This is a genomic window from Streptomyces sp. CA-288835 (assembly GCF_050936385.1).
GTDB lineage: Bacteria > Actinomycetota > Actinomycetes > Streptomycetales > Streptomycetaceae > Streptomyces.
The window spans coordinates 1,651,883-1,675,162 of sequence record NZ_JBNJMW010000001.1 but is presented as its reverse complement, the minus strand read 5'-3'; the positions used below and the strand labels follow the sequence as shown (position 1 = coordinate 1,675,162).

At 69.5% G+C, this 23,280-nt stretch carries 18 protein-coding genes; 8 read left to right on the top strand and 10 right to left on the bottom strand.

Going from position 1 to position 23,280, the window contains the following annotated elements:
- Positions 1–452: 452 nt before the first annotated feature.
- On the top strand, positions 453–2,231 hold the full coding sequence (locus ACQEVY_RS07635; RefSeq protein ID WP_432946142.1) for a sulfatase-like hydrolase/transferase: 1,779 nt from the start codon (positions 453–455) through the stop codon (positions 2,229–2,231).
- Positions 2,232–2,693: 462 nt separating this feature from the next.
- Here ACQEVY_RS07635 and ACQEVY_RS07630 read toward each other — a convergent pair whose 3' ends face one another.
- Together ACQEVY_RS07630 and ACQEVY_RS07625 are read right to left on the bottom strand one after the other, a co-directional pair.
- A complete protein-coding gene (locus tag ACQEVY_RS07630) occupies positions 2,694–3,464 on the bottom strand; it encodes an IclR family transcriptional regulator (RefSeq protein WP_432946140.1) in 771 nt (256 codons plus the stop codon).
- Positions 3,465–3,517: 53 nt separating this feature from the next.
- On the bottom strand, positions 3,518–3,943 hold the full coding sequence (locus ACQEVY_RS07625) for a MarR family winged helix-turn-helix transcriptional regulator (protein ID WP_432946138.1): 426 nt from the start codon (positions 3,941–3,943) through the stop codon (positions 3,518–3,520).
- A gap of 255 nt (positions 3,944–4,198) precedes the next feature.
- Here ACQEVY_RS07625 and ACQEVY_RS07620 point away from each other — a divergent pair, with 255 nt between their 5' ends.
- Genes ACQEVY_RS07620 through ACQEVY_RS07605 form a run of 4 tightly spaced genes read left to right on the top strand, consistent with a single transcriptional unit; the run spans position 4,199 to position 8,012 of the window.
- On the top strand, positions 4,199–5,116 hold the full coding sequence (locus ACQEVY_RS07620; protein WP_328767382.1) for an SDR family oxidoreductase: 918 nt from the start codon (positions 4,199–4,201) through the stop codon (positions 5,114–5,116).
- 3 nt (positions 5,117–5,119) lie between these two features.
- Positions 5,120–6,004 (top strand): amidohydrolase family protein, encoded by an 885-nt coding sequence (locus ACQEVY_RS07615; RefSeq protein WP_328767381.1) that lies wholly within the window; start codon positions 5,120–5,122, stop codon positions 6,002–6,004.
- 11 nt (positions 6,005–6,015) lie between these two features.
- On the top strand, positions 6,016–7,542 hold the full coding sequence (gene menE / locus ACQEVY_RS07610) for an o-succinylbenzoate--CoA ligase (protein WP_432946135.1): 1,527 nt from the start codon (positions 6,016–6,018) through the stop codon (positions 7,540–7,542).
- Positions 7,543–7,556: 14 nt separating this feature from the next.
- Positions 7,557–8,012 (top strand): MaoC family dehydratase, encoded by a 456-nt coding sequence (locus tag ACQEVY_RS07605; RefSeq protein ID WP_328767379.1) that lies wholly within the window; start codon positions 7,557–7,559, stop codon positions 8,010–8,012.
- Between the two features lie 207 nt (positions 8,013–8,219).
- Here ACQEVY_RS07605 and ACQEVY_RS07600 read toward each other — a convergent pair whose 3' ends face one another.
- A complete protein-coding gene (locus ACQEVY_RS07600) occupies positions 8,220–8,651 on the bottom strand; it encodes a peptidase inhibitor family I36 protein (protein ID WP_432946133.1) in 432 nt (143 codons plus the stop codon).
- 345 nt (positions 8,652–8,996) lie between these two features.
- Here ACQEVY_RS07600 and ACQEVY_RS07595 point away from each other — a divergent pair, with 345 nt between their 5' ends.
- The gene (locus tag ACQEVY_RS07595) at positions 8,997–10,154 is read left to right on the top strand and encodes a helix-turn-helix domain-containing protein (RefSeq protein ID WP_432946131.1); all 1,158 of its coding nucleotides are present in this window, start codon (positions 8,997–8,999) and stop codon (positions 10,152–10,154) included.
- Positions 10,155–10,225: 71 nt separating this feature from the next.
- Here the strand turns inward: ACQEVY_RS07595 and ACQEVY_RS07590 are convergent, their stop codons facing one another.
- From ACQEVY_RS07590 to ACQEVY_RS07560, 7 genes are all read right to left on the bottom strand, one after another.
- Entirely contained in the window at positions 10,226–11,887 is a 1,662-nt protein-coding gene (locus ACQEVY_RS07590) for a histidinol-phosphatase (RefSeq protein WP_432946129.1), read from the bottom strand.
- A gap of 25 nt (positions 11,888–11,912) precedes the next feature.
- Positions 11,913–13,784, bottom strand: coding sequence for a LamG-like jellyroll fold domain-containing protein (locus ACQEVY_RS07585; protein WP_432946127.1), 1,872 nt, complete (start codon positions 13,782–13,784; stop codon positions 11,913–11,915).
- Positions 13,785–13,833: 49 nt separating this feature from the next.
- Positions 13,834–16,758: a glycoside hydrolase family 2 TIM barrel-domain containing protein gene (locus ACQEVY_RS07580; RefSeq protein ID WP_432946125.1), complete on the bottom strand. Its 2,925-nt coding sequence runs from the start codon at positions 16,756–16,758 to the stop codon at positions 13,834–13,836.
- Positions 16,758–17,648, bottom strand: coding sequence for a carbohydrate ABC transporter permease (locus ACQEVY_RS07575; protein WP_432946123.1), 891 nt, complete (start codon positions 17,646–17,648; stop codon positions 16,758–16,760). The genes ACQEVY_RS07580 and ACQEVY_RS07575 overlap by 1 nt, the downstream gene beginning before the upstream one ends.
- A 14-nt stretch (positions 17,649–17,662) precedes the next feature.
- Positions 17,663–18,625, bottom strand: coding sequence for a carbohydrate ABC transporter permease (locus tag ACQEVY_RS07570; RefSeq protein WP_432946121.1), 963 nt, complete (start codon positions 18,623–18,625; stop codon positions 17,663–17,665).
- Entirely contained in the window at positions 18,625–19,911 is a 1,287-nt protein-coding gene (locus tag ACQEVY_RS07565; protein WP_432955107.1) for an extracellular solute-binding protein, read from the bottom strand. The genes ACQEVY_RS07570 and ACQEVY_RS07565 overlap by 1 nt, the downstream gene beginning before the upstream one ends.
- A 74-nt stretch (positions 19,912–19,985) precedes the next feature.
- On the bottom strand, positions 19,986–21,011 hold the full coding sequence (locus ACQEVY_RS07560) for a carbohydrate kinase family protein (RefSeq protein WP_432946119.1): 1,026 nt from the start codon (positions 21,009–21,011) through the stop codon (positions 19,986–19,988).
- Positions 21,012–21,137: 126 nt separating this feature from the next.
- On the opposite strand from ACQEVY_RS07560, the gene ACQEVY_RS07555 reads away from it, so the two are divergent.
- Positions 21,138–21,887: a DeoR/GlpR family DNA-binding transcription regulator gene (locus ACQEVY_RS07555; protein WP_328767370.1), complete on the top strand. Its 750-nt coding sequence runs from the start codon at positions 21,138–21,140 to the stop codon at positions 21,885–21,887.
- Positions 21,888–21,927: 40 nt separating this feature from the next.
- Positions 21,928–23,268: a 6-phospho-beta-glucosidase gene (locus ACQEVY_RS07550; protein ID WP_432946117.1), complete on the top strand. Its 1,341-nt coding sequence runs from the start codon at positions 21,928–21,930 to the stop codon at positions 23,266–23,268.
- Positions 23,269–23,280 lie beyond the last annotated feature (12 nt).

The window sequence follows — 23,280 nt, the reverse complement described above, 5'->3', positions numbered from 1 at the left end:
AGAGGTAAAGCAGAGAAAGTGCTTGCGGGGGAGCGGAGTTCACACTCTGAACGAAGGGGAAGAGCGGGCGCCCGGAGGGCGAAGCCCCCGGTCACAGGCGCGGGACCGGATCCGTGACCGGCGGCGCCCCGCCGCATCCGGCAGGACCCGGGCGCATCCGGCAGGCCCCGGCGTACGTCCTCACCGGTGAGACGGATATTGTCCGCGTGGATCAGTGGGCGCGCCGGGGGGCGTGGAGCATAAGGAACCAGCCACGAGACGCGAATCAGACGGCGTGATCAAGCCGCGCACGAAAAAAATTAAGCCGAGCGTCAAATGGTGGGAACCTTCGGGCTGTTTCTGACTTCCTACCGTGTGCCGCGTTGTGGGTCCGAGTATCCCTTTCCTCATCTTCCTCCTCGGCCACGGACGCCGCACACCACGCTCACTGAACCACGCACAGGAGAACACGTATGCCCAGCCGCCGTCGCTTTCTCGCCGGGACCGCAGTCGCGCTCGGCGTCACAGGGGCGGCCACGGCCTGCGAGTCGGCCACGACCCCGGACACCGACGCGCTCCCGCAGGCCCCCGTCGTGCCCGCCGCCCAATCCCCGGCGAACGGGCTGAACTTCGTGGTGATCCTCGCGGACGACCTCGGATACGGCGAGCTCGGAGCGTACGGACAGAAGCTGATCCGCACCCCGCACCTGGACACCCTCGCCGCCGAGGGCCTGCGCTTCACGGACGCCTACGCGGCGGCCCCGGTCTGCGCGCCCTCGCGCTGCTCCCTGTTCACCGGACTGCACAGCGGGCATGCGACCGTACGGGAGAACCCGTGGGGACCCGGCGGCCAAGCGGCCCTCACCGACCGCGACTTCACCTTCGCCGAGGCCCTGCGCGCCCGCGGCTACCGCACCGCGCTGGTCGGCAAGTGGGGCTTCGGCCCCGAGGAGCCGAACCAGCCGAGCCACCCCAACGCCCGTGGTTTCGACGAGTTCTACGGCTACATCTCGCACCGGCACGCGCACGACTACTATCCGCCGTACCTGTGGCGCAACGCCGAGCGGGAGGAGATCCCGGAGAACGAAGACGGCGCCAGACGGGCCTACGCCCCCGACCTCCTCGAGGCCCGCGCCCTCGACTTCATGGACGCGCACAAGGACGAGGCCTTCCTCCTCTGCCTCACGCCCACCCTGCCGCACGCGCCGAGCAGCGCGCCCGAGATCGGGGCGTACGGGTCCCGCCCCTGGCCGCGGCCGGACAAGCTGCACGCCGCGCAGGTCAGCAAGTTCGACGCGCTCGTCGGCAACGTCACCAAGCGGCTGGATTCGCTCGGCATAGCGGACCGGACCGTGGTGATCGTCACCAGTGACAACGGGCCGCACGAGGAGGGGCGTACCGACCCTGGGCTCTTCGCTGCGAGCGGCGGGCTGCGTGGGATCAAGCGGAACCTGTACGAGGGGGGTATCCGCGTTCCGCTCATCGCCTGGTCGCCGAAGCGGGTTCGTTCCGGTGTCACGGATCGGCCGACTCCGCTCACCGATCTGCTGCCGACGCTTGCCGAGCTCGCGGGCGCGCCCGCCCCGGCGGATGTCGACGGGCTGTCCATCGCGCCGCTGTTGCGGGGTGGCGCGGACGCCGTCGCCCGCCATGATCACCTGTACTTCTACCGCAACCACAGTGGGCGGACTCCGGGTTCCGATGCCATCGATCGGTGGCGGGGGCGGCGGCTTGCCGAGGCGTTGCGGCGGGGGGATATGAAGGCGGTGCGGTTTGCGCCGGGTCAGGATCGGAACGTGCCCGATGAGCAGTGGGAGGTCGAGTTGTACGACCTTGCCAGGGATCCCGGTGAGCGGGATGACATCGCGTCCAAGCGGCCTGGTGAGGCGGATGCGTTGGTGCGGTTGATGCGGTCGTCTTGGGCGGACCGGTACGAGCGCAAGCAGTTCGGCGTTTCGCTCGATGTCGTTTCGCGCGGCGACGGGTTTGTGGTGACGGCCACGCTTGCGAATGGCTCCGCCAAGCCGTGGACTGGGGCTGGGCTTGAGCTTCGGGTTCCTGGGGGTTGGAGTGTGCAGGCGCTCGGGTTGGTGAGCGCGGACTTTGTGGCTGCGGGTGGGCGGGTCACCGCGCGGTGGACGGTTACGCCTACGTCCGAGGGCGGGTGGGTCAGCTGCGTGGGGACCGCGCGGCATGTGGGGGCGCCGGTGCGGTATGCCGCGAGCGCGCACACGAGCAGCGCGGCGGCCTGAACTCCGCCGGGTGCGGGTTCGTGGGCGGGGGGTTTCCTTTCCCCAGCCCCGCCCCTTCCCGAAACTGAGGGCTGCGCCCCCAGGCCCCGCTCGCGGCTGCGGGTGCATTGTGGCTGGTCGCGCAGTTCCCCGCGCCCCTAAAGGGGCGCCCCCACCGAACCGTCAGCCACGAAGCTGACCAGTCGTCATGCTCGCCAGCCACGACGAAACCGGCACTCTCCCGCCGGTGGGAGGGGACGTGGGCCGGTGCGTCCTATGCCCGTCGCTTAGCTTCGGTCTGGGCATACCAGAACGCTGTGTCAGCACGGGGTCGTATGCCCTGTTGGCGACGGGCTGACGCACCGGACCGCGGCCCCGCACCCACCACGCACCCAAGGGGCGCGGGGCTGTGTCAATTTGCGGCTCCGCCGCGTGGGCGCGACCAGCCACGACGGCGCTGCAGCCGACAACGAACCCAACTGCTCAACCGCCGGAGGCGGAGGCGGAGGCACGCGGTTGCCACCCCAGTGCTCGCGAGATCCCCAGCGCAGCGAGCCGTACCGCCGGGATCAACGCCGGTACTTGGGCGTCCCGTTCGGGGACCACCACCGACGTCGCCGCGACGACGGAGCCGTCCGCGTTGCGGACAGGCGCCGCCACTGACAGGGCGTCCTCCGTCACCTGGCGGCTGCTCACCGCCACGCCCGTGCGCCGCACTTCGGCCAGGACGCGGCGCAGGATCGCCGGGTCCGTGATCGTGTGCGGCGTGAAGGCCACAAGCGGCCGCGCGCAGTACGCCTCCTGCGACGCCACGTCGCTGAAGGCGAGCAGCGCGAGTCCGACACCCGTCGCGTGCAGTGGCCAGCGCGCGCCCACCCGGATGTGCACGCCGACCGCCGAGTGGCCGGAGATCCACTCGATGTAGACGACCTCGTCACCGTCCCGCACGGCCATCTGCACGTTCTGGTGCGTGGCCTCGTACAGGTCCTCCAGATACGGAAGCGCGACCTGCCGCAGCGCCAGCCCGCGGGGCGCCAGCGCAGCGACCTCCCACAGGCGCAGGCCCACGTGGTACGTCCCGGACGCGTCGCGCTCCAGAGCACCCCACTCGCTGAGCGCACCCACCAGCCGGTGGGCGGTTGTAAGGGACAGCCCGGCCCGGCGGCTGATGTCCGTGAGGGACAGCGCCGGATGGTCGTGGTCGAACGCGGCGAGCACGGCGAGAAGGCGGTCGGGCGCCGAACGTACAGTCATCGGTTCGTCCAAGCGTTTTCCAAGCAATGTCCAAGCTCAACTCGCCACAAAAATCAGCCCAGTTCGGACTCGGCGATCCGCTGCAGGAGAGCGTGCAGCGTGTCCCGCTCGGCTGCGTCCAGAGGGTGGAGCAGAGCGCTCGTCGCCCGCCGCCCCGCTTCGTGGGAGTCGCGCAGGAACGACCGGCCGTCCTCCGTCAGGACGACTATCCGGCTGCGGCGGTCGTCGGGCGACGGGCGGCGCTCGGCCAGACCAAGCTTCTCCAGGTCGTCGACCAGGCCGACGATGGCGCTCGGGTCGTACCCGAGGCGAGCGCTCAGCTCCCGCTGGAGTGCGCCCTCCGTGGTGGTCAGGTAGCGCAGCAGCGCGTAGTGGCGCAGTCGTAGCCCCGACTCCTGGAGGAACGCGTTGAACACCTGCCCGGAGCGCAGACCGATCCGGTACAGCAGGTAGCCGGTGTCCGAGTGCAGCCCGCGCATCCACGGCTCCTGAGCGTCGATGGCGTCGGGGTTCGTGGCGTGCGGCTGGCCGGCGATGGCGGGCTCCCTGGTCGAGGCCCCGGTCGGGGGCGGGTGGGCGTGGTGCTCACAGCATGGCGCACAGCTCGGCCTACAACAACTATTGACGTCGACAATTATTGTCCTTAGCTTCGATCCTGTAGCCGCAAGCTTCGATCTCGTAGCCGCAGCTCGCTCGTCTCGCAGCCGCATCCGCTTTCTCGAAGGGACACCGTCGTGCCCAGCATCGATCTCTCCGGCAAGGTCGCCGTCGTCACCGGCTCCGGCCGTGGTCTCGGCCTCGCCTACGCGCACGCTCTCGCCGCCGCAGGCGCCTCCGTGGTCGTCAACGACGTGGACGCCGACGTCGCCGAGCAGGCCGTCAAGGCGATCACCGAGGCCGGGGGCACCGCGGTCGCCGAGGTGGTTCCGGTCGGTACGTCCGAGGCCGCGGATCGGCTCGTCGCGCGTGCCGTGGAGGAGTTCGGGCGGCTCGACATCCTGGTCACGAACGCGGGCATCCTCCGGGATCGGGTCCTGTGGAAGATGACCGACGACGACTTCGACGCGGTGATCACCACCCACCTCAAGGGCACCTTCACCTGCGCCCGCGCCGCCGCCGTCCGCATGCGCGAGCAGGGCGAGGGCGGCACCCTGATCCTGGTCGGCTCCCCGGCCGGACAGCGCGGCAACTTCGGCCAGACCAACTACTCCGCCGCGAAGGCCGGCATCGCCGCCATGGCCCGTACGTGGTCGATGGAGCTGTCCCGCTCGGGCATCACCGTCAACGCGATCGTGCCGGTCGCCGCCACCGCGATGACCGAGACGATCCCGGCCTTCGCCCCCTACATCGAGGCCATGAAGCAGGGCGAGCCGCTGCCGGACTTCCTGCGCAAGGGCGAGGGCTTCGGCACCCCCGAGGACTGCGCCGCACTGATCCCGTTCCTCGCCTCCGAGGCCGCCCGCGAGGTGACCGGCCAGGCCATCGGCATCGGCGGCGACAAGGTGACGCTGTGGTCGCATCCGCAGGAGATCAAGGCGGCGTACGCTGACGGTGGCTGGGCCCCCGACACCCTCGCCGACGCCTGGCCCACCTCGCTGGGCGCCGAGCCGCAGACTGTGGGCGTCCCCGCGCCGAAGTTCCCGGAGGCGTGAACCATGACGAACCTCAACGTCGAGGAACTCGTCGCGATCGACGTCCACACCCACGCCGAGGTCTCCTCCAAGGGCAAGTCCTCGCTGGATGACGACCTGCACGACGCGTCCTCCGCCTACTTCAAGGTCGAGGGCAAGCGGAAGCCCACCCTGGAGGAGACGGCCGCGTACTACCGCGAGCGGAAGATGGCCGCCGTGATCTTCACGGTCGACGCCGAGTCCGCCACCGGCACCGAGCCCGTCGCGAACGAGGAGGTCGCCGAAGCGGCGGCCGCCAACCCGGACGTCCTGATCCCCTTCGCCTCCATCGACCCTTTCCGCGGCAAGGCCGGCGTGAAGCAGGCCCGCCGCTTGGTCGAGGAGTACGGGGTGAAGGGCTTCAAGTTCCACCCCAGCATCCAGGGCTTCTTCCCCAACGACCGCTCCGTGGCGTACGCGCTGTACGAGGTGATCGAGGAGACCGGCACGATCGCCCTGTTCCACACGGGCCAGACGGGCATCGGCGCCGGAGTGCCCGGTGGCGGGGGCATCCGGCTCAAGTACTCGAACCCCATGCTCGTGGACGACGTAGCCGCCGACTTCCCGCACCTGAAGATCATCCTGGCGCACCCGTCCTTCCCCTGGCAGGACGAGGCCCTCGCGGTGGCCACGCACAAGCCGGGCGTGCACATCGACCTCTCCGGCTGGTCGCCGAAGTACTTCCCGCCGCAGCTCGTGCAGTACGCGAACACGCTGCTCAAGGACAAGGTGCTGTTCGGCTCCGACTACCCCGTCCTCACCCCGGACCGCTGGTTCGCGGACTTCGAGAAACTGCCCATCAAGGACGAGGTCAGGCCGAAGATCCTCAAGGAGAACGCGGCCCGGCTGCTCGGACTGACGAAGGCGTAAGGGGGCCACCGATGCGCAATGAGGGAGTGGGGTCCTGGCCCGCACGCCGGGCCCGCAAGACACCCCGACGCACCGCCCTGATCCACCACGACACCGAGACGACGTACGCCGAGCTGTACGAGCGCACCACCCGCCTCGCACACGCCCTGCGTACGGCAGGTATCCGACGCGGCGACCGGGTCGCCTACCTCGGCCCCAACCATCCCTCCTACCTGGAGACGCTGTTCGCTTCGGGCACACTCGGCGCGGTCTTCGTGCCCCTCAACACCCGTCTCGCCGGGCCCGAGATCGGCTACCAGCTCGCGGACTCGGGCGCCAAGGCACTCGTGTTCGCGCCCTCGCACGCCGGGCTCGTCGCCGGGCTTCCGGGCAGTACCGATGTGCGGTCGTACGTCGAAGTCGGCCCCGAATACGAGGCGTTGATCGCCGGGGCGTCCGCCGAGCCGATCGATCAGACCGTCGGGGCCGACGACACCTGCATCATCATGTACACCTCGGGGACGACCGGCCGCCCCAAGGGCGCCATGCTCACGCACGGCAACCTGACGTGGAACGCGGTCAACGTCCTCATCGACCACGACCTGATCGCCGAAGAACGGGCCCTGGTCTCCGCCCCGTTGTTCCACACGGCCGGCCTGAACATGCTCACCCTGCCGGTCCTGCTCAAGGGCGGCACCTGCGTACTGGTCGAGGCCTTCGACCCGTCCGCCACCTTCGACCTCATCGAACAGCACCGGATCACCTTCATGTTCGGCGTCCCGACGATGTTCGACCAGGTGGCGCGGCACGAGCGCTGGGCCGACGCGGACCTGTCGTCGCTGCGGATCCTGACGTGTGGCGGCTCACCGGTCCCGACTCCGCTGATCGCGAAGTACCAGGAGCGCGGGCTCACCTTCCTCCAGGGCTACGGCATGACCGAGGCCTCGCCCGGCACGCTCTTCCTGGACGCCGAGCACGCCGTCAGCAAGGCGGGCTCGGCCGGGGTGCCGCACTTCTTCACCGATGTCCGGGTCGTACGGCCCGACATGGCGCCGGTCGAGGTCGGCGAGACCGGCGAAGTCGTCGTCCGTGGGCCGAATGTCATGCCCGGCTACTGGGGGCTGCCGGACGAGACCGCCGCCACCTTCAGCGACGGGTGGTTCCGCAGCGGGGACGCGGCCCGGGTCGACGAGGACGGCTACGCCTACATCGTCGACCGCATCAAGGACATGATCATCTCCGGTGGCGAGAACGTCTACCCCGCCGAGATCGAGGACCTGCTCCTCGCCCACCCCGACATCGTCGAGTGCGCGGTCATCGGCGTGCCGGACGACAAGTGGGGCGAGGTGCCGCGGGCCGTTGTCGTGCCCCGCGAGGACGTGCAGCTCGATCCGGACGAGGTCCTCGCCTCCCTGGCCGGGCGCCTGGCCAAGTACAAGATCCCCAAGTCGGTGGTGCTCGCGGAGGAACTTCCGCGGACTGCCTCCGGCAAGTTGCTGAAATCCCGGGTGCGTACGCGGTACGGCGCTCCCAAGTCTTCGGACTCTTCCAACTCGTAGTGAAGGAACGGCATATGAGCATCACTGTGAACGGCATCGACGAGCTCAAGAAGCTTGCGGGGAGTGACCTCGGGACGAGTGAGTGGATCGAGGTCACCCAGGAGCGCATCAACACGTTCGCCGATGCCACGGGGGATCACCAGTGGATCCACGTGGACCCCGAGCGCGCCAAGGAGGGCCCGTTCGGCGCCCCCATCGCCCACGGCTACCTCACGCTCTCCCTCTTCATCCCGCTGTTCACCGAGCTGCTGGACGTCGAGGGCGTCTCGACGAAGGTCAACTACGGGCTGAACAAGGTGCGTTTCCCCTCGCCGGTGAAGGTCGGCTCCAAGATCCGCCTGGTCGGGAAGCTGGCGTCGGTCGAGGACGTTCCGGGCGGCGTACAGGTCACCGTCGACGGCACGATCGAGATCGAGGGCGGCGCCAAGCCTGCGGCCGTGCTGCAGAGCCTGTCCCGCTTCTACGCCTGAGCGCCGTGGCCGAAAAGGGGCGCGGGGGCTTGCGGACCGGTGCATCCGGTCCGCAAGCCCCCGCGCCCCTTCGCGCTGTCGCCCGCCGTTTGGTTCACATGGGAGCTGCTGTCCTCGTCAGGAGTCGCCGCCGCGACCACGGGAACGGCGAGCGCGGCCATGCCGGCCGGGGCCGCCCGAAAGCGGCCCCGGCCGGCTGATGCCGGGTCAGCCGCAGCGGCCGGTGGTCCATTCGTGGGAGCGGAGCTTGTAGGTGCCGGCCAGGTTGCCGCCGTGCTGCTGGCGGGTGCAGCCGGCGCGGTCGTTCCCGTTTGCGCCCTTGTAGTAGACGACGCCGGTGAAGCGGGATGACGTGCCCGCGTTATAGACGGACTTGACGTTGTGCGTGGCCGACCAGGAGCAGGTGACAGGGGCGCTCCGCCAGTCCATGTCGGCCGCGTCCCAACTGCACTTCCTGCCTTCGAAGTTGCGCTCGGTCCAGAAGCAGACGTCCCCGGCTTCGCAGTCGACCGCGGTGGGTGCCGCCTGGGCGGTGGAGGCCGGCAGGGCGAAGGACGCGACGGCTGCGACGCTCATCGCGAACGCGGCGGCCTTCGAACGATTACGCAGGATCTGGGGCATGAATCGGGCCACGAGCATGTCTCCTCGGAGGGGGGTGGTTCGTTCTCTGACGCCCCGAGGCTGGCAACGGGAGACGGGCCGGAACAAGGGAATCCGGGCTGGTGGGACGCTGGGACGGCGTTCCAGTGACCTACCTGCGGCGCCCTCGGGGCGCTGGGACGGTGCTGGGACGGCGCGGGGAATGCCGGAAGCGGACACCATGATCCGTTCCAGAAGTGGCTGAAGTTGGCCGGGGTGCGAGCGGTGAGTTTCTGGCACAGTGTGGCCGGGCGCGGGGGCCGGGTGGGGGAAACCTGGGGCGCCCTCTCATCTACGTACAACTCCGCCGTTCAGCACGGCCAAAAGAAAATAGGGGGGACCCCCGTGTCTTCGTGCACGGAGTCCGAGCGATTCGCAGCCTGTCTGCGCTCGCTCAAGGAGAGATCGGGACTCAGTTACGCGGCTCTCGCCGCAAAGGCCGGAGCGAGCGGTTCCAGCGTGCACCGCTACTGCTCGGGGACCTCGGTCCCCCACGACTACGGCACCGTGCACCGCCTCGCGGTGGCCTGCGGTGCCGCTCCGGAGGAGCTACGCACGCTGCACAAACTCTGGGCCCTGGCGGACGCCGCCCGGGAACCGGAGCCCGAACCGCCGGAGCGGGTCGTGGAGTTGCCGGAACCCGTCGGGGGGTCGCCGGAACCTGTTGCGGAGCCCCCGGAGCCCGCTGACCTCGGCGTCGGGCACGGCGCGGACGGTGGCACCGCGGGCATGGCCGCGGCGCCCACGGACGTACCGCGGGAGCCCTCGGACGGTTCCGGGACCGCGGGGTGGCGCCGTCGGCGGGTCTACGTCGGCGTGGCCGTCGGCCTCGTGCTGCTTCTCGGCGGGCTGGCCTTGACCCTGCCGTCGCAGGGCCGCCCGGACGAGGACAGCGACGGCGGTGGCGCCGCGAACGCCGAAGTCCTGCAGAAGACGGACAACCGGCTCCTGTTCACCCCCGCGTGCCGGGAGGTGGTGGCCATGGGCCAGCACGACGCGTGCGTCCGCGAGATACAGGAACTGCTGCACGACAAGGGCACAGAGATCGGCGTGGACGGTGACTTCGGACCGCAGACGCTGCGCCGTGTGACCGCCTTCCAGGTATACGCAGGCATCGAGCCCGCAAATGGCGTGGTCGGCGACGCCACGAAGAAGGCGCTCTACGAGTCACAGGTGCGCATGAACGCATGGTCGAAGGGCAAGGTGCGGCGCCACATCCGAGCGGTGTTCACCGAGGCACCGGACCGCGCGGTCGCGATCGCCGACTGCCAGTCCTTCCTCGACCCGCTGCACATCCTCCCGAACACCAACGGCACACGGAACTGGGGCTTGTTCCAGATCTCCGACGCCCGGCTGCGGGAGCTGGGCGGCACGCCCCGCAAGGCGCTCGACCCGGAGTGGAACATCCTCGCGGCGAAGCGGTTGTGGAGTCAGGACCGGGACTTCAGTGACTGGCCGCACTGTGATCGGGCGTTCAGTCCAACCCCTTCCGCCTCGCCGTAGGGGGTGAGGGGCGTGGGACTGCGCCGCCGCATGGCGATGCAGTCCCACGCCCCCCAAAAAACTCTCGAGGCTCAACTTACGTCCACGAACACCGGGTTCGAGTAGAACCACGTGTCCGCCCACGGGTCGCCGTTCCCCGGCTCGTGTGGGATCGGGCCGTGGGGGTCAACTGCCGCCCCCAGATAGCCCGTTCCATTGCGGTTGCCGTCGCTGCCCCGCAGGCGGACGTAGAAGGACTCGTCGCCCGCTGTCAGAGGGATGCGCAAGGTGTACGTACCCTTGCGACCCGATACCTCCTTCGTGTGCACGACCTTCGTGTCGGGGGCCCGCCACTCGTCTCGGTCCGTCACCCGGCCCCGTACCGCACCGCGGATCACGTCGATGTGGGCCAACTCCGGGAGGATTCCCTGGGGATTGGGACGGGAGGCGGTCGTCACCGTCACGTACAGGGTGAGCTTCTCGCCCTTGCGTGCGCGCAGCCGACCGCCGAGCGTCACACCGCGGCCGAAGTCGCGGTCCCGCTTCACGCGGACCTCGAGGCCGTCCAGCAGGTGCCCGTGGTCGAGCCAGACGCGGCCCGCGCGCAGGCCCGCCATCACCGATCGGTAGCCGTAGCGGGTCACGCCCACGTGGGTGCGGCTGAACTGGCCGGGCCAGAAGTCGCCGCCTGGTTGGGGCTCGGTGGTGTTGACCGGGTCGGGGAGGCGGCCGGTGTTGTCGAAGTTCTGACCGGGGGCCCAGTCGCCGTTCTTCCAGGTGTCGAACACCACGCGGTGCACATCGGAGTTGGTGGTGATGGTGAACAGCTTGCCCTCGGCGAGCATGGCGTCCCACATACCTCCGACGGTGGCCGTCATCCAGTCGAAGCCGCCGTACGTGACGTAGGCGTCGGCCGGGTAGCCGGGCCAGGAGTTCTCCGAGGGCTTGTTCTCGTACTCGCCGCGGATCGAGGTCGGACCGCGCCAGCCGGGGATGGCGCCGCCCTGGGCGCCGGGCGCGCCCTCCACGCCGATCATGATCTCGGGGGCCGCGTCCCGCCAGTTGCGCATCTCGTGCGGGGAGTCGATGCCGAGCCGCAGCGGGTGGTTGGCGAGGACGAGCACGTCGTCCACGTAACCCTTGCGGCGCTGCTCGGCCAGCCACTTGATGGCCTTGACGGCGTGCGCCTCGTTGCGTGCGGTGTCAGGGTGGTTCGGGCCGCCCTTGTCGTAGCCGAGGAGTTTGCCGTCGTAGGCGAGCTCGAACTTCGTGAGGATGTCGACCTCGTGCCGGCCCGGCGCGGCGAAGACCGTGCAGTGTTCGGCGCCGGGGATGTACCACTCCAGGCCCTGGAAGATCAGCTGACGCGGGTTCGCGGCCCGCGCCTTCAGGATCTCCTGGTGCTCCATCTGCGCCCCGAACTCGGCGTGCCCGAAGTTGGAGTGCTCGTTGAACACCAGCCAGTCGACGCCGTACTTGGCGCCTCCCTTGACGACCTGGTCGAAGGTGTACTTCGCGTCGTGGCTGTAGACGGAGTGGACGTGGTGGTCGCCGACGAGATAGGCGAGGCGGGGGTCGTTGCCGCCGAGCCGCCGGCTGTCGGCGGCTGCAGGGGTGGCCAGGGAGCCCGCGGCGAAGGCGGCGCCGAACAGGCCCGCTCGGCGCATGAGTTGGCGTCTGGATACACCCTGTGGGTCCAGGGCGGCGGGGGAGACGGATGGGTCGGCCCAGTCGGGCAGTTGCTGATCGGACATGGTTGGGTCACAGCCCCTCGGGAGGTCAGTGGTTCATGAACGACGTGACGGGCAGGGCGCGTTCGACGATCCGTACGTCACCGAGCCGCCCGTGCAGAATCTGGTCGATCTTTCCGGCGTACTCGTAGCCGCCGAGCAGCCATGGCAGGCCGAGCGAAGTGAGCCCGACAGAGCGCGCGGTGGGATTGCGCGCGACGGGGCAGCCCTGGACGTACAGCGTGGTGTGCGAACCGTCGTTGACGACGGCGACGTGCCACCACACCTCGCGGGCCGTCTCGTCGCCCCAATTCGTCGCGATGCCTTGCTGGTTGAGCGGACGCACCGCCCACTGCGGTCCAGGCCCGTCGGACAGGGACAGAGTGGCGAGCGGCTCCTCCGGGTCGCCCTCGGTCTTGCCGGCGGCGCCGCCCGTACCGGTGCGGCTGATGAGCCCGGACCAGGCGTTGCGGGACGGGCTCCACTCGGCGGGCAACTGGTAGAAGGCCTCGACGGTGTAACCGCCCCTGAAAGTCGCCGAGTTGAGCGGTGCCTTCTCGGCCGTACGGAGATAGGCGCCCCGCAGCGGGGACTTGTCGCCGTGGAAGAAGAGGCTGCCGTGGCCCGGCTGGTCGGGGTGGTGGGCCGACGACCAGGTGAGCGAGCCGTCGCCCACCTTGACCACGGTCAGGTCGTTGCCGCGCCCGGAGAGGTCGCGGACGGTGCCGTCCATCACCTCGCCCTCTCCGTGGCCGTCGAAGCGCCAGTACGCCAACGTCCCCCGCACGAGCATCTCTGAGGCGGGCCGGGGCGCCCGCGGAGGCACCGGGGCGAAGCCGGAGAAGCGCTGCTCGAAGTCGATCGCCACCGAGAACCGGTCCTCGGGGCCGGTCAGTTCGATCTCCTGCCGCTCCAGCTCGTTGAGCCCGTCGCCCGCGCGGCCGAGGATCCACGGGGAGATCGTCTCGACGTCGATGGTGTCGCGGTCGAGGTCGAAGCGGTAGAGGCGGATCATCGCCGCGCCGCCGTAGTAACGGTTCTGGTAGTTCGTCAGATGCAGATGTACGTCGTTGCCGGCGGCGTTCTTGCGGACGGCGCGGGCGGCCGGCCAGTAGTGCCCGTTGAGGCTGAGGAAGATCTGGTCGTGCTCCTTGACCAGCCGGTCCCAGAGCTGCTGCCCGTACGGGGAGAGGGTGTCGTCCTCGTAGACCAGTTCATGGGTGGTGAGGATGACCGGCGTCTTCGGGTGGCGGGCGATGATGTCCTTGGCCCAGGCGTATCCCTGCGCCGACAGCCGCCAGTCCAGGGCGAGTACGAGCCACTGGCGGCCGGCGGCCTTGAAGAGGTGGAAGGTGTTGTAGCCGTCGGGTGAGGCGCCGCCGAAGGTGGGCTTGCTCTTGAAGCGGCGGGGGCCGAAGGCGTCCAGATACGGGGTCGGGCCGCGCTGGTCGTCGGTGGAGGACTTCACGTCGTGGTTGCCCGCGAGGACGCTGTAGCCGACGCCCCGCCGGTCGAGCAGCTCGAACGCCTTGCTCGCCGCGGCGACTTCGGCCTGCGTGCCGTTCTCCGTGAGGTCGCCCAGGTGGGAGAGGAAGACGATGTTCTCGTCCTTGCCCTGCTCCAGGATGTAGCGCAGGGAGGCCTCGATCGGGGCGGGGTTGATGCTCGGCCCGTCGAAGAGGTACTGCGTGTCGGGCATCACGACGAGCGTGAAGCGGCTGCTGTCGGGGTCGGGTCTCCAGCGGGTCTTCGCGGCGGACACCGTGGGTGCGGGTGCCGCCTGCGCGGTGGCCGTCGGCAGCGCGACCGCCGCCGTGGCCGCGCCGATCAGTGCGGTCGCTCGCAGGAAGTTGCGTCTGCCGGCGCCCGCCTGTTCGGCCTCGGGGGCCTGGTCATGCTCATGCGAAGTACATGTACACACGTCTGCTCCGTGGGAAGGGGGAGTGTTCCGGGAGAGGGGGGTGGCGAGATCAGAGGACGCGCAGGGTCCAGGCCCAGCGGTGGATGCCCGGCGGAATGAGGTACTGGGCCGAGGTGTCGGGCCCGCACGAGGCCGTGCCCAACCCCCGGTGCGCGGCGTCGAGGTGCACGACGCAGCCGGGCCGCGGCACCAGCTCGTCGTGATGTGTGGCGACGGCCAGGTCCTCGGCGCGGTGGCGGGAGACCGAGACCTGGCTCGGCGCCCCGAGTTCCACGGCCAGCCCGGTGGCGTCCGGCGCCGACAGCGTGAACCGGCGCACGCCATGCCGACCGCCGCTTTCTTGGGGCCGCAGATAAGGGGTGAACAGCTCGTCCACCGGGAGCGAGTGATGGCCGACGGGCGCACCCGCGCTCCGGTCCGGATACGACTCCCAGGGGCCCTGCCCGTACCAGTCCAGGACGTCGAGCCCGCCGACCGTCTCGAAGACGGTGCCGACCCGCGCCACGTCGTCCAGGGCCCCCGGGAGTTCGGCCGACTCCTCGAACCGCAGACCACCGGCGAAGGGCGTGATCACCTGCTCGTGGCGGACGTTCCCGGCGCCGGTCTCGTACTCGGCCCGTACCGTCACCCGGGCGCCGTCCCGCTCCACGCCCACGACCTTGCGTACGAGCGCGTCCAGACCCCAGTCCCGCCAGCAGGCCGCCATGCCGCCGATCTCGTCGTTGTCGGTGGGGGCGCGCCACAGGCTCAGGACGGGGGGCGAGGCCAGCATCGGGTGGACCAGCAGCCCCTCCTCATCCATCTCCGCGGGCGGACCGGCCACCGGCGTCGGTGCCGCGATGGCCTCCGTACCCCCGAGCCGGACCTGCGGCAGGCACACCTCCGTGCCGCGCGGCGCCCAGGCCTCGTCGCCCGCCGTCGTGACCCGCAGCGTCAGCCAGGCCTCAGCCTCGCGGGGGTTGGGCAGCGGGAACGGTACGGGCACCGCGGCCGACTCACCCGGCAGTACGTCAGGCAGGTCGGCCGGTGTGCTCTCCGTACCGCCGTCCGCGCGCACGAGACGCCACTCGGCGGCCAGCCATTCCAGAGTGCGGAAGTGCTGCCGGTTGTGGACCAGGAGCACCCCCTGGTCGTATGTCAGCCGGACCGGCGCCGCGATCTCCCGGTGCTCGTACATCGCCGGCTTGGGTGTGCGGTCCGGGAACACCACGCCGTCGGCGATGAACGCGCCGTCGTGGGTCGTCTCGCCGAAGTCGCCGCCGTACGCCCAGCGATGGCCGGGCGCGGTGACACCGTTGTCGTACAGGCCGACGCCCGAGCGTCCGGCCGGTCTGCCGTCGTTCACCTGCTGGAGGATGCCGTGGTCCCAGAACTCCCAGATGAAACCGCCCTGAAGACCCGGGGTTGACTCGATGGCGGCCCAGTGGTCGGCGAGGGTGCCGTTGCTGTTGCCCATGGCGTGCGAGTACTCGCACTGGATGAGCGGCTTGGTCTGCTTGCCGGACAGGGCGTGTGCGACACAGTCCTCGATCGGGGCATACATCGGGCAGACGATGTCCGAGGCGACCGTCTCGTCGGACCAGTCGAGCTTGGCCGCGCCCTCGTACTGCAGGGGGCGGGTGGGGTCGTGCCGGCGTACCCAGCCCGCCGCCGCGTCGTGGTTCGCGCCGTAGTCCGACTCGTTGCCCAGCGACCAGATGACGACGGACGGGTGGTTCTTGTCGCGCAGCACCATGCGCGAGACCCGGTCCACGAAGGCGCCCAGGTAGCGGGGGTCGTCGGCGATCTCATGGGCGTGGTCGTGGGACTCGATGTTCGCCTCGTCGACGACGTAGAAGCCGAGTTCATCGGCGAGGTCGAGGAGCGTCGGGTCGTTCGGGTAGTGCGCGGTACGGATCGCGTTGAAGCCGAAGCGCTTCATGACGACCAGGTCCGCGCGCATGTCGTCCGCCGTGACCGTGCGGCCGGTCAGCGGGTGGAAGTCGTGCCGGTTCACGCCCCGGATGAAGACGCGCTCGCCGTTGACCAGCAGGTCCCGGCCGCGGATCTCGACGTCACGGAAGCCGACCAGGTGGTGCGAGGTGTCGGCCACGGAACCGTCGGCGCGGTGCAGCCGTACCGTCAGCTCGTACAGCTCGGGTGTCTCGGCGGTCCACGGGAGCACGTCCCGTACGGTCGCCCGCAGCCGGGCCTCGCCGAGGAAGTCGGACACCCGCATGTCCTCGGCGTTGAGCCGGTCGAACTCGGCGTCCTGGGCGAGGAGTTGACCCTCCAGCGCCCCCGTGACGTACCAACCCTCCGGCAGCGCGCCCGACCCGTTCCGCACCTGGCAGTCCACCCGCAGCCGCCCGTCCCGCCGTGCCCGCACGGTCACATCCGCGAGATGCAGCGGATCCCTCGCGTACAGCAGCACCGACCGCGTGATCCCGGCGTGCCACCACTGGTCCTGGTCCTCGATGTGCGAGGCGTCCGACCACTTGATGACGGTGAGCCGGAGCGTGGCGGTGCCCCCGGGGCGTACGACGTCGGAGAGGTCGAACTCGGCGGCGAGGTGGGAGTCCTTGGAGATGCCGACCGGGTGGCCGTTCACATGGACGAGGAGGACGCTCTCGGCCGCGCCCACCTGGAGCACGATCCGCCGGCCGGCCCATTCAGCGGGGATGTCCACGGAGCGCTCGTACACGCCCGTCGGGTTTGCGGTGGGCGAGGCGGGCGGGTACTCGCCCCACGGCATACGGAAGTTGGTGTACTGCGGGAGGTCGTCGACGTTCTGCATCGTCCAGGCGCCGGGCACCTCGATCCGCGTCCATTCGCCCGAGTTGGCGCCGGGCGCGGGCAGCAGCTGGAAGTGCCAGGAGCCGTCCAGGGACAGCGCGTCGTCGCGGCGGTCCACGGCGTTCATCGGCAGCCGGCCCCAGGAGGTCAGCTCGGGTGCCTCCCAGGGGCGCAGCGCGATCAGCGGATCGCGGCGCATCAGCGGATGGCTCCCTTGCCGAGGTCCGCGATGATCTGCTTGGCACCGATGGCGAAGACGATCAGCAGGGGGATCAGGGCCAGTACGGCACCGGTCATGACCATCCCGTAGTCCGTGGTGCCGTGGACGCCGTTGAGCTGGGAGAGGGCGACCTGGAGGGTCACGTTGTCCGGGTTGGTGAGGGCGATCAACGGCCAGGCGTAGTCGTTCCACTGGCCCATGAACGTGAAGATGCCGAGGAAGGCGAGGCCCGGCCGGACGACCGGCAGCGCCACATGCCAGTACTGGCGCATGAAGCCGGCACCGTCCAGCTTCGAGGCGTCGAGGAGTTCGTCGTGGATCGCGCTCTTCATGTACTGGCGCATCCAGAAGATGCCGAACGCGTTGGCCGCGGCCGGGACGATCAGCGAGGTCATCGAGCCGATCCAGCCCAGGTTCGCCATGATCACGAACTGCGGGATGGCCTGCAGCTGGGCCGGGACCATGAAGATCGCCATCATCACCGCGAACAGCGTCCGCTTTCCGGGGAACTGGAACTTGGCGAAGACGAACGCGGCCAGCGAGTCGAAGAACAGCACCAGGAACGTCACCGACGTGGCGACGAGCAGCGAGTTGAACATCGACCCGAAGAAATCGATGCTGTCGAAGAGCTTGCTGATGTTGTCGTCGAACTGCGAGCCGGGCAGCAGCTTCGGCGGGTACGAGAAGATGTCGCTCGAGGTGTGCGTCGACATGATCACGGCCCAGTAGAACGGGAAGGCCGAGAGCAGTACGCCCACGATCAGCGACCCGTGGAGGGCGATGCCCCTGCGCCGGGTGCCCTCGATGAGCGTGGGCTTCGTGGACTTGACGGGCTCGGCCTCGGGGGGCCTGGCTTCGGTGGTTGCCATGGTGACCGGCCTGCCTATTCTTCGCCCCGGCGCTGCACCAGGCGCCAGTTGATGATCGAGAAGAGCACGACGACGAGGAAGATGCCCCAGGCCACGGCGGCGCCGTAGCCGAAGTCGTTGTTGTCGAAGGTCTGCTGGAAGAAGTAGAGGACCATCGTCCGGCCCGCGTGGTCGGGACCGCCGGAGAACGTCGACTCGTTGGCCGTGGTCTGCAGCAGTACCTGAGGTTCGGAGAAGCTCTGCAGTCCGGTGACCGTCGAGATGACGAGCACGAACAGCAGCACGGGCCGCAGCAGCGGCAGCGTGATCCGGAAGAACGTCTGCACGGGTCCTGCGCCGTCGACGCGGGCGGCCTCGTACAGCTCGCCCGGGATCGTCTGGAGACCGGCGAGGAAGATGATCGCGTTGTAGCCGGTCCACTGCCAGGTCATCAGGGTGGCGATGGCGACCTTGATGCCCCACGGAGTGTTCAGCCAGGCCACCTGGTCGAGACCGACCGCCTGCAAGAGGGCGTTCACCAGGCCGAAGTTGGTGGAGAACACCGAGCCGAAGATGATCGCCACGGCCACGACCGAGGTGACGTTCGGCAGGAAGTACGCGAAGCGGTAGAGGTTCTTGAAGCGGACCGCCGAGTTGAGCATCACGGCCGTGATCATCGCCAGGAAGATCATGGGGAAGGTGGCCAGTGCCCAGATGACGATGGTGTTGCCGATCGAGCTCCAGAAGTCGGTGTCGCTCAGCAGGTACTTGTACTGGTCGAGCCCCGCCCACTCCATCGAGCCGAGGCCGTCCCAGCGGTGGAAGGACAGGTAGAGCGAGAAGCCGACCGGTATCAGGCCGAAGACGAGGAAGAGCAGATAGAAGGGGGAGAGTGCGAGATACAGCCGCCAGTAGCTGAGGATGCCCTTCTTCGGCTGCTCGGGCGGTGTCTCCAGCACGGACGCGGGGGGCTTGTCGACCACGGGTGCGGTAGCCATCAGACGCTCACCCCCAGGTGCTCCCCGATGCGCCGGCATTTGCTCATGGCGTCACTCCAGGCTTTCTTCGGGTCCTTGCCGAGGACGCCGACGTTCTTGATCTCGTCCCTGATGGGCTGCCCGAGCGCGACGTCGAACGGGCTGTTGAAGGCGACCGGGATCTTCTCCGCGGCGGGCCCGTAGACGTCCATCGTGATCTGGTCGCCGAAGAACGGGTCGGGCTCGCGCAGCTTGGTCATCTCGTAGGAGGCGGGGGTCGAGGGGAAGAGCCCGGCCTCGACGAAACCCTGGGCCTGGTTGTCCGCGTTGAGCATCCAGCTGATGATCTCGAAGGCCCGTTCCGGTTCGCGGCACGCCTTGGTGATCGCCAGGAACGAGCCGCCCACGTTGGAGGGGCCGCCCGGACAGTTCGCGACCCGCCACTCGCCTTCCATCTTCGGCACTTCGAGCTTGAGGTCGCCCGCGGCCCAGGAGGCGTTCAGCATGCTGGGCAGCCGCCCCTTCTCCTTGGCCGAGATCGAGTCGGGTGTGCCGCTGACGATGCTCGAGACGAGCCCGCGGCGCTTGGCCTCCACCGCACGGTCCCAGCAGACACGTACATGCTCCTGGTCACCGATGAAGTTCTCGTCCTCGTCGACGAACCGCTTGGCGCCCTGCCCGATCGACATCTCGAAGACGCTGCCGACGTCGGTCAGCATGAACGCCCCGCGGATCCGCTGCTTGAGCTGCTCACCCGCCGCGAAGAACTGGTCCCAGGTGGCCATCTCCCGGGAGACGTCGTCCGGTTCGTACGGCAGCCCGGCCTTCTCGAAGACGGCGGGCTGGTAGTAGTGCACGACCGGTCCCACATCGATGGGGAAGCCGATGAGGCTGCCGTCGGGGGCGATGGCCTGCTGCCACTTCCAGTCCAGGTACTGGCTCTTGAGCTTGTCCGCGCCGAGCGTGCGCAGGTCCACGAACTGGTCGGCGTTCGGCAGGTACGAGGCCATGTCCTCGCCCTTGAGTCCCACGATGTCGGGGATGTGGGCCCGGCCGGTCATCGTGGTGAGCAGCTTGGAGCGGTAGTAGCCGCCGATCTGGGTCGCTCTGAGGTTCACGGCGCTGTCGTAACGGGCCTTGGCCTGCTTGACGACGGTCTCGCTCAGTCCGCCGCTCCAGTACCAAAGGACCATGTTCCGGCCGGTCGATCCGGTCGGAACGGCGCAGCCGGAGGCCAGTCCGCCGAGCGCCGTGGCCGCCGTACCGGCCAGACCGGCGCGGAGCAGGCCCCTTCGTGAGAGCCGCACAGCTCCCACCGCCTTTCGCATGTGTTCGCTCTTTCGCGTGGGGATGTCAGACGTGGGGTCAGACGTGGGAAATGTCAGAACTGCCCGGTCGGGGCGGGCGGGGTCACCGGGGCGTGCGGGAGAGGCGGACCGGGATCCGCGGGCAGGCGATCGGCCAGGAAGCCGTACGCCCGCCGCAGTTCCGGATCCTTGAGGGCCTGCCACCACTGGTGGACGCCGTACCAGCCGGGCGCGGCCAGGGCCCCGCCGTGATGGCGTACGGACAGACCGGCGGCCAGCACCGCGAAACGCAGCCGTTCTTCGAGGGGCCACCCGCCGAGGGAGGCCGCGACGAAACTCGCGCCGAAGACGTCTCCGGCGCCCGTCGCGTCCACGACGTCGAGATCGAGAGCCGGCACATTGGCGTACTCGCCCGTGGTCTGGTCGACGGCGACCGCACCCTCGCGGCCCCGCGTGACCACGGCCACCGGCACCAGCTCGGAGAGCTTGCCGAGCGCGGCGGCTGCGGTATCGGTGCGAGTGTAGGCCATCGCCTCGGTGTCGTTGGGCAGGAAGGCGTGGCACAGGGCGAGCTGGTCGAGGAGGTCTGAGGACCACTGCTGGGTGGGGTCCCAGCCGACGTCCGCGTAGATGTGCGTGCCGTTCGCCGCCGCCTTCGCGAGCCAGGCGCGGGGCTCGGCCTCGATGTGCACGAGGGCGGTGCGCGCGGCGGGCGGGTCGCCCATCAGCGCGTCCTGCGAGTACGGGGGCTCCTGGCCGTGGGTGACCAGGGCCCGGTCGTGGTCGTACGCGAGCGCGACGGTGAGCGGCGTGTGCCAGCCGGCTGCCGTACGGGACAGGGAGAGGTCGATGTGCTCCTGGTCGGCGAGGAGGTCACGGCAGTACGCGCCGTAGTAGTCGTCGCCGAAGACCGTGGCCAGGGAGGTGTTCAAGCCGAACCGGGCCGCCGCCACGGCCAGGTTCGCGATCCCTCCCGGGCCCACGCCCATCCCCTCGGTCCAGATCTCCTCGCCGGGAGTCGGCGGCTTGCCCAGACCGGTCAGGACGAGGTCGTAGAAGAGCAGCCCGGTCAGCAGGACATCGGGCTGTTCGTCACCCACGAGCCGTTCCTCTCGTCAAAACCTGCAATTCCGTGCACAGGATCGTGCGCGCATCCAGCCAATTTGGCAAGAGTTGAGCAGAACCGAGCATGGAATTGATTGCGAATGACGAGTACTGTTCACGGCGTGCTGGCAGAACGACGACACCAACTCATCCTGCGGTCCCTGCGGTCCGGCGGGCCCGCCGCCGTGACCGACCTCTCGGAACAGCTGGGCGTGAGCCCCGCCACCATCCGCCGCGACCTGGTCAAACTCGAGGAGGACGGCCTCCTCACCCGGGTCCACGGCGGGGCCGTCGCCGAGGAGGGGGACCAGCCCTTCGCCGAGGTCGCGGAGGTGCGCGTACCCGAGAAGGATGCCATCGCCGAGCGGGCCGCGGCGATGATCGAGGACGGTCAATCCGTACTGCTCGACATCGGCACCACCGCCTACCGCCTGGCCCGGCAGCTGCACGGCCGCCGCATCACCGTGATCACCAGCAACCTGGTGGTCTACGAGGAACTCGTGGACGACGAGGGCATCGAACTGGTGCTGCTCGGAGGCATGGTCCGCCGCGAGTACCGCTCCCTGGTCGGCTTCCTCACCGAGGACAACCTGCGCCAGCTGCGCGCGGACTGGCTCTTCCTCGGCACCAGTGGAGTGCGCCCCGGTGGGCAGGTGATGGACACGACGGTCGTCGAGGTCCCCGTGAAGCGCGCCATGATCGCGGCGGCCGACAAGGTCGTACTGCTCGCGGACCGGGCCAAGTTCCCGGGTACGGGGATGGCGAAGGTCTGCGGACCCGAGGACCTGGACGTGGTCGTGACCAACGGCCCGGCGGACGCCGGAACCAAGTCCGCACTGGAGGAGGCGGGCGTACGCGTGGTGCAGACATGAACCCGTGTCGTGCGGACATGAACGTGGAAAGGGCTGTGGCGTGAAGCTGACGATTCTGGGTGGCGGCGGATTCCGGGTGCCACTCGTGTACGGGGCGCTCCTCGGGGACCGCGCCGAGGGCCGCGTCACCGACGTCGTGCTGCACGACCTCGACGCGGGGCGGCTCTCGGCCGTCGCCCGCGTCCTCGCCGAGCAGGCGGCCGACGTTCCGGGCGCACCCGCCGTGACCGCCACCACCGACCTCGACGAGGCGCTGCGCGGCGCCGACTTCGTCTTCTCCGCGATCCGCGTCGGCGGACTCGAAGGCCGCGCGGCCGACGAGCGGGTCGCCCTCGACCAGGGCGTCCTCGGCCAGGAGACGGTCGGCGCGGGCGGTATCGCGTACGGGCTGCGCACGGTGCCCGTCGCCGTGGACATCGCGCGGCGCGTGGCCCGGCTCGCCCCGGATGCCTGGGTGATCAACTTCACCAACCCGGCAGGCCTCGTCACCGAGGCGATGTCCCGGTACCTCGGCAACCGCGTGATCGGCATCTGCGACTCACCGGTCGGCCTCGGCCGCCGGATCGCCCGCGTCCTCGGCGTCGCGAACCCGCGCGAGGCCTGGATCGACTACGTCGGCCTCAACCACCTCGGCTGGGTCCGCGGCCTTCGCGTCGCCGGCCGCGACGAACTGCCGCGCCTGCTCGCCGACCCGGATCTGCTCGGCTCCTTCGAGGAGGGCAAGCTCTTCGGCACCGAGTGGCTCCGCTCCCTGGGCGCGATCCCGAACGAGTACCTGCACTACTACTACTTCAACCGGGAAGCCGTACGCGCCTACCAGGACGCCGAGAAGACCCGCGGCGCCTTCCTGCGCGACCAGCAGGCCGGTTTCTACGAAGCCATGCAGCGCCCCGACGCCGAGGCCCTCAAGACCTGGGAGAGCACCCGGGCCGAGCGCGAGGCCACGTACATGTCCGAGTCCCGGGCCGCGGCGGGCGCCGGCGAGCGCGACGCCGACGACCTCTCCGGCGGCTACGAGAAGGTCGCCCTCGCCCTGATGCGGGCCATCGCCCGCGACGAGCGCACCACCCTGATCCTCAACGTCCGCAACCAGGGCACCCTGTCCGTGCTCGACACGGACGCCGTCATCGAGGTGCCCTGTCTCGTCGACGCCAACGGCGCGCACCCCGTCGCAGTCGACCCGCTCCCGGACCACGCGACCGGCCTGGTCTGCGCGGTGAAGGCGGTCGAGCGTGAAGTGCTCGTCGCGTCCGAGTCCGGCTCCCGTACGGCCGCCGTGAAGGCCTTCGCCCTGCACCCGCTGGTCGACTCCGTGAACGTCGCCCGTCGTCTCGTCGAGGGCTATACCGCCGCCCACCCCGGCCTCGCGTACCTGAAGTAGCAAGCCCGAGCC

Coding starts and splice junctions, on each gene's coding strand:
- ACQEVY_RS07635 (WP_432946142.1), top strand. CDS start 453: ATGCCCAGCCGCCGTCGCTTTCTCGCCGGGACCGCAGTCGCGCTCGGC.
- ACQEVY_RS07630 (WP_432946140.1), bottom strand. CDS start 3,464: ATGACTGTACGTTCGGCGCCCGACCGCCTTCTCGCCGTGCTCGCCGCG.
- ACQEVY_RS07625 (WP_432946138.1), bottom strand. CDS start 3,943: ATGCGCGGGCTGCACTCGGACACCGGCTACCTGCTGTACCGGATCGGT.
- ACQEVY_RS07615 (WP_328767381.1), top strand. CDS start 5,120: ATGACGAACCTCAACGTCGAGGAACTCGTCGCGATCGACGTCCACACC.
- menE (WP_432946135.1), top strand. CDS start 6,016: ATGCGCAATGAGGGAGTGGGGTCCTGGCCCGCACGCCGGGCCCGCAAG.
- ACQEVY_RS07605 (WP_328767379.1), top strand. CDS start 7,557: ATGAGCATCACTGTGAACGGCATCGACGAGCTCAAGAAGCTTGCGGGG.
- ACQEVY_RS07600 (WP_432946133.1), bottom strand. CDS start 8,651: ATGCTCGTGGCCCGATTCATGCCCCAGATCCTGCGTAATCGTTCGAAG.
- ACQEVY_RS07590 (WP_432946129.1), bottom strand. CDS start 11,887: ATGTCCGATCAGCAACTGCCCGACTGGGCCGACCCATCCGTCTCCCCC.
- ACQEVY_RS07580 (WP_432946125.1), bottom strand. CDS start 16,758: ATGCGCCGCGATCCGCTGATCGCGCTGCGCCCCTGGGAGGCACCCGAG.
- ACQEVY_RS07575 (WP_432946123.1), bottom strand. CDS start 17,648: ATGGCAACCACCGAAGCCAGGCCCCCCGAGGCCGAGCCCGTCAAGTCC.
- ACQEVY_RS07570 (WP_432946121.1), bottom strand. CDS start 18,625: ATGGCTACCGCACCCGTGGTCGACAAGCCCCCCGCGTCCGTGCTGGAG.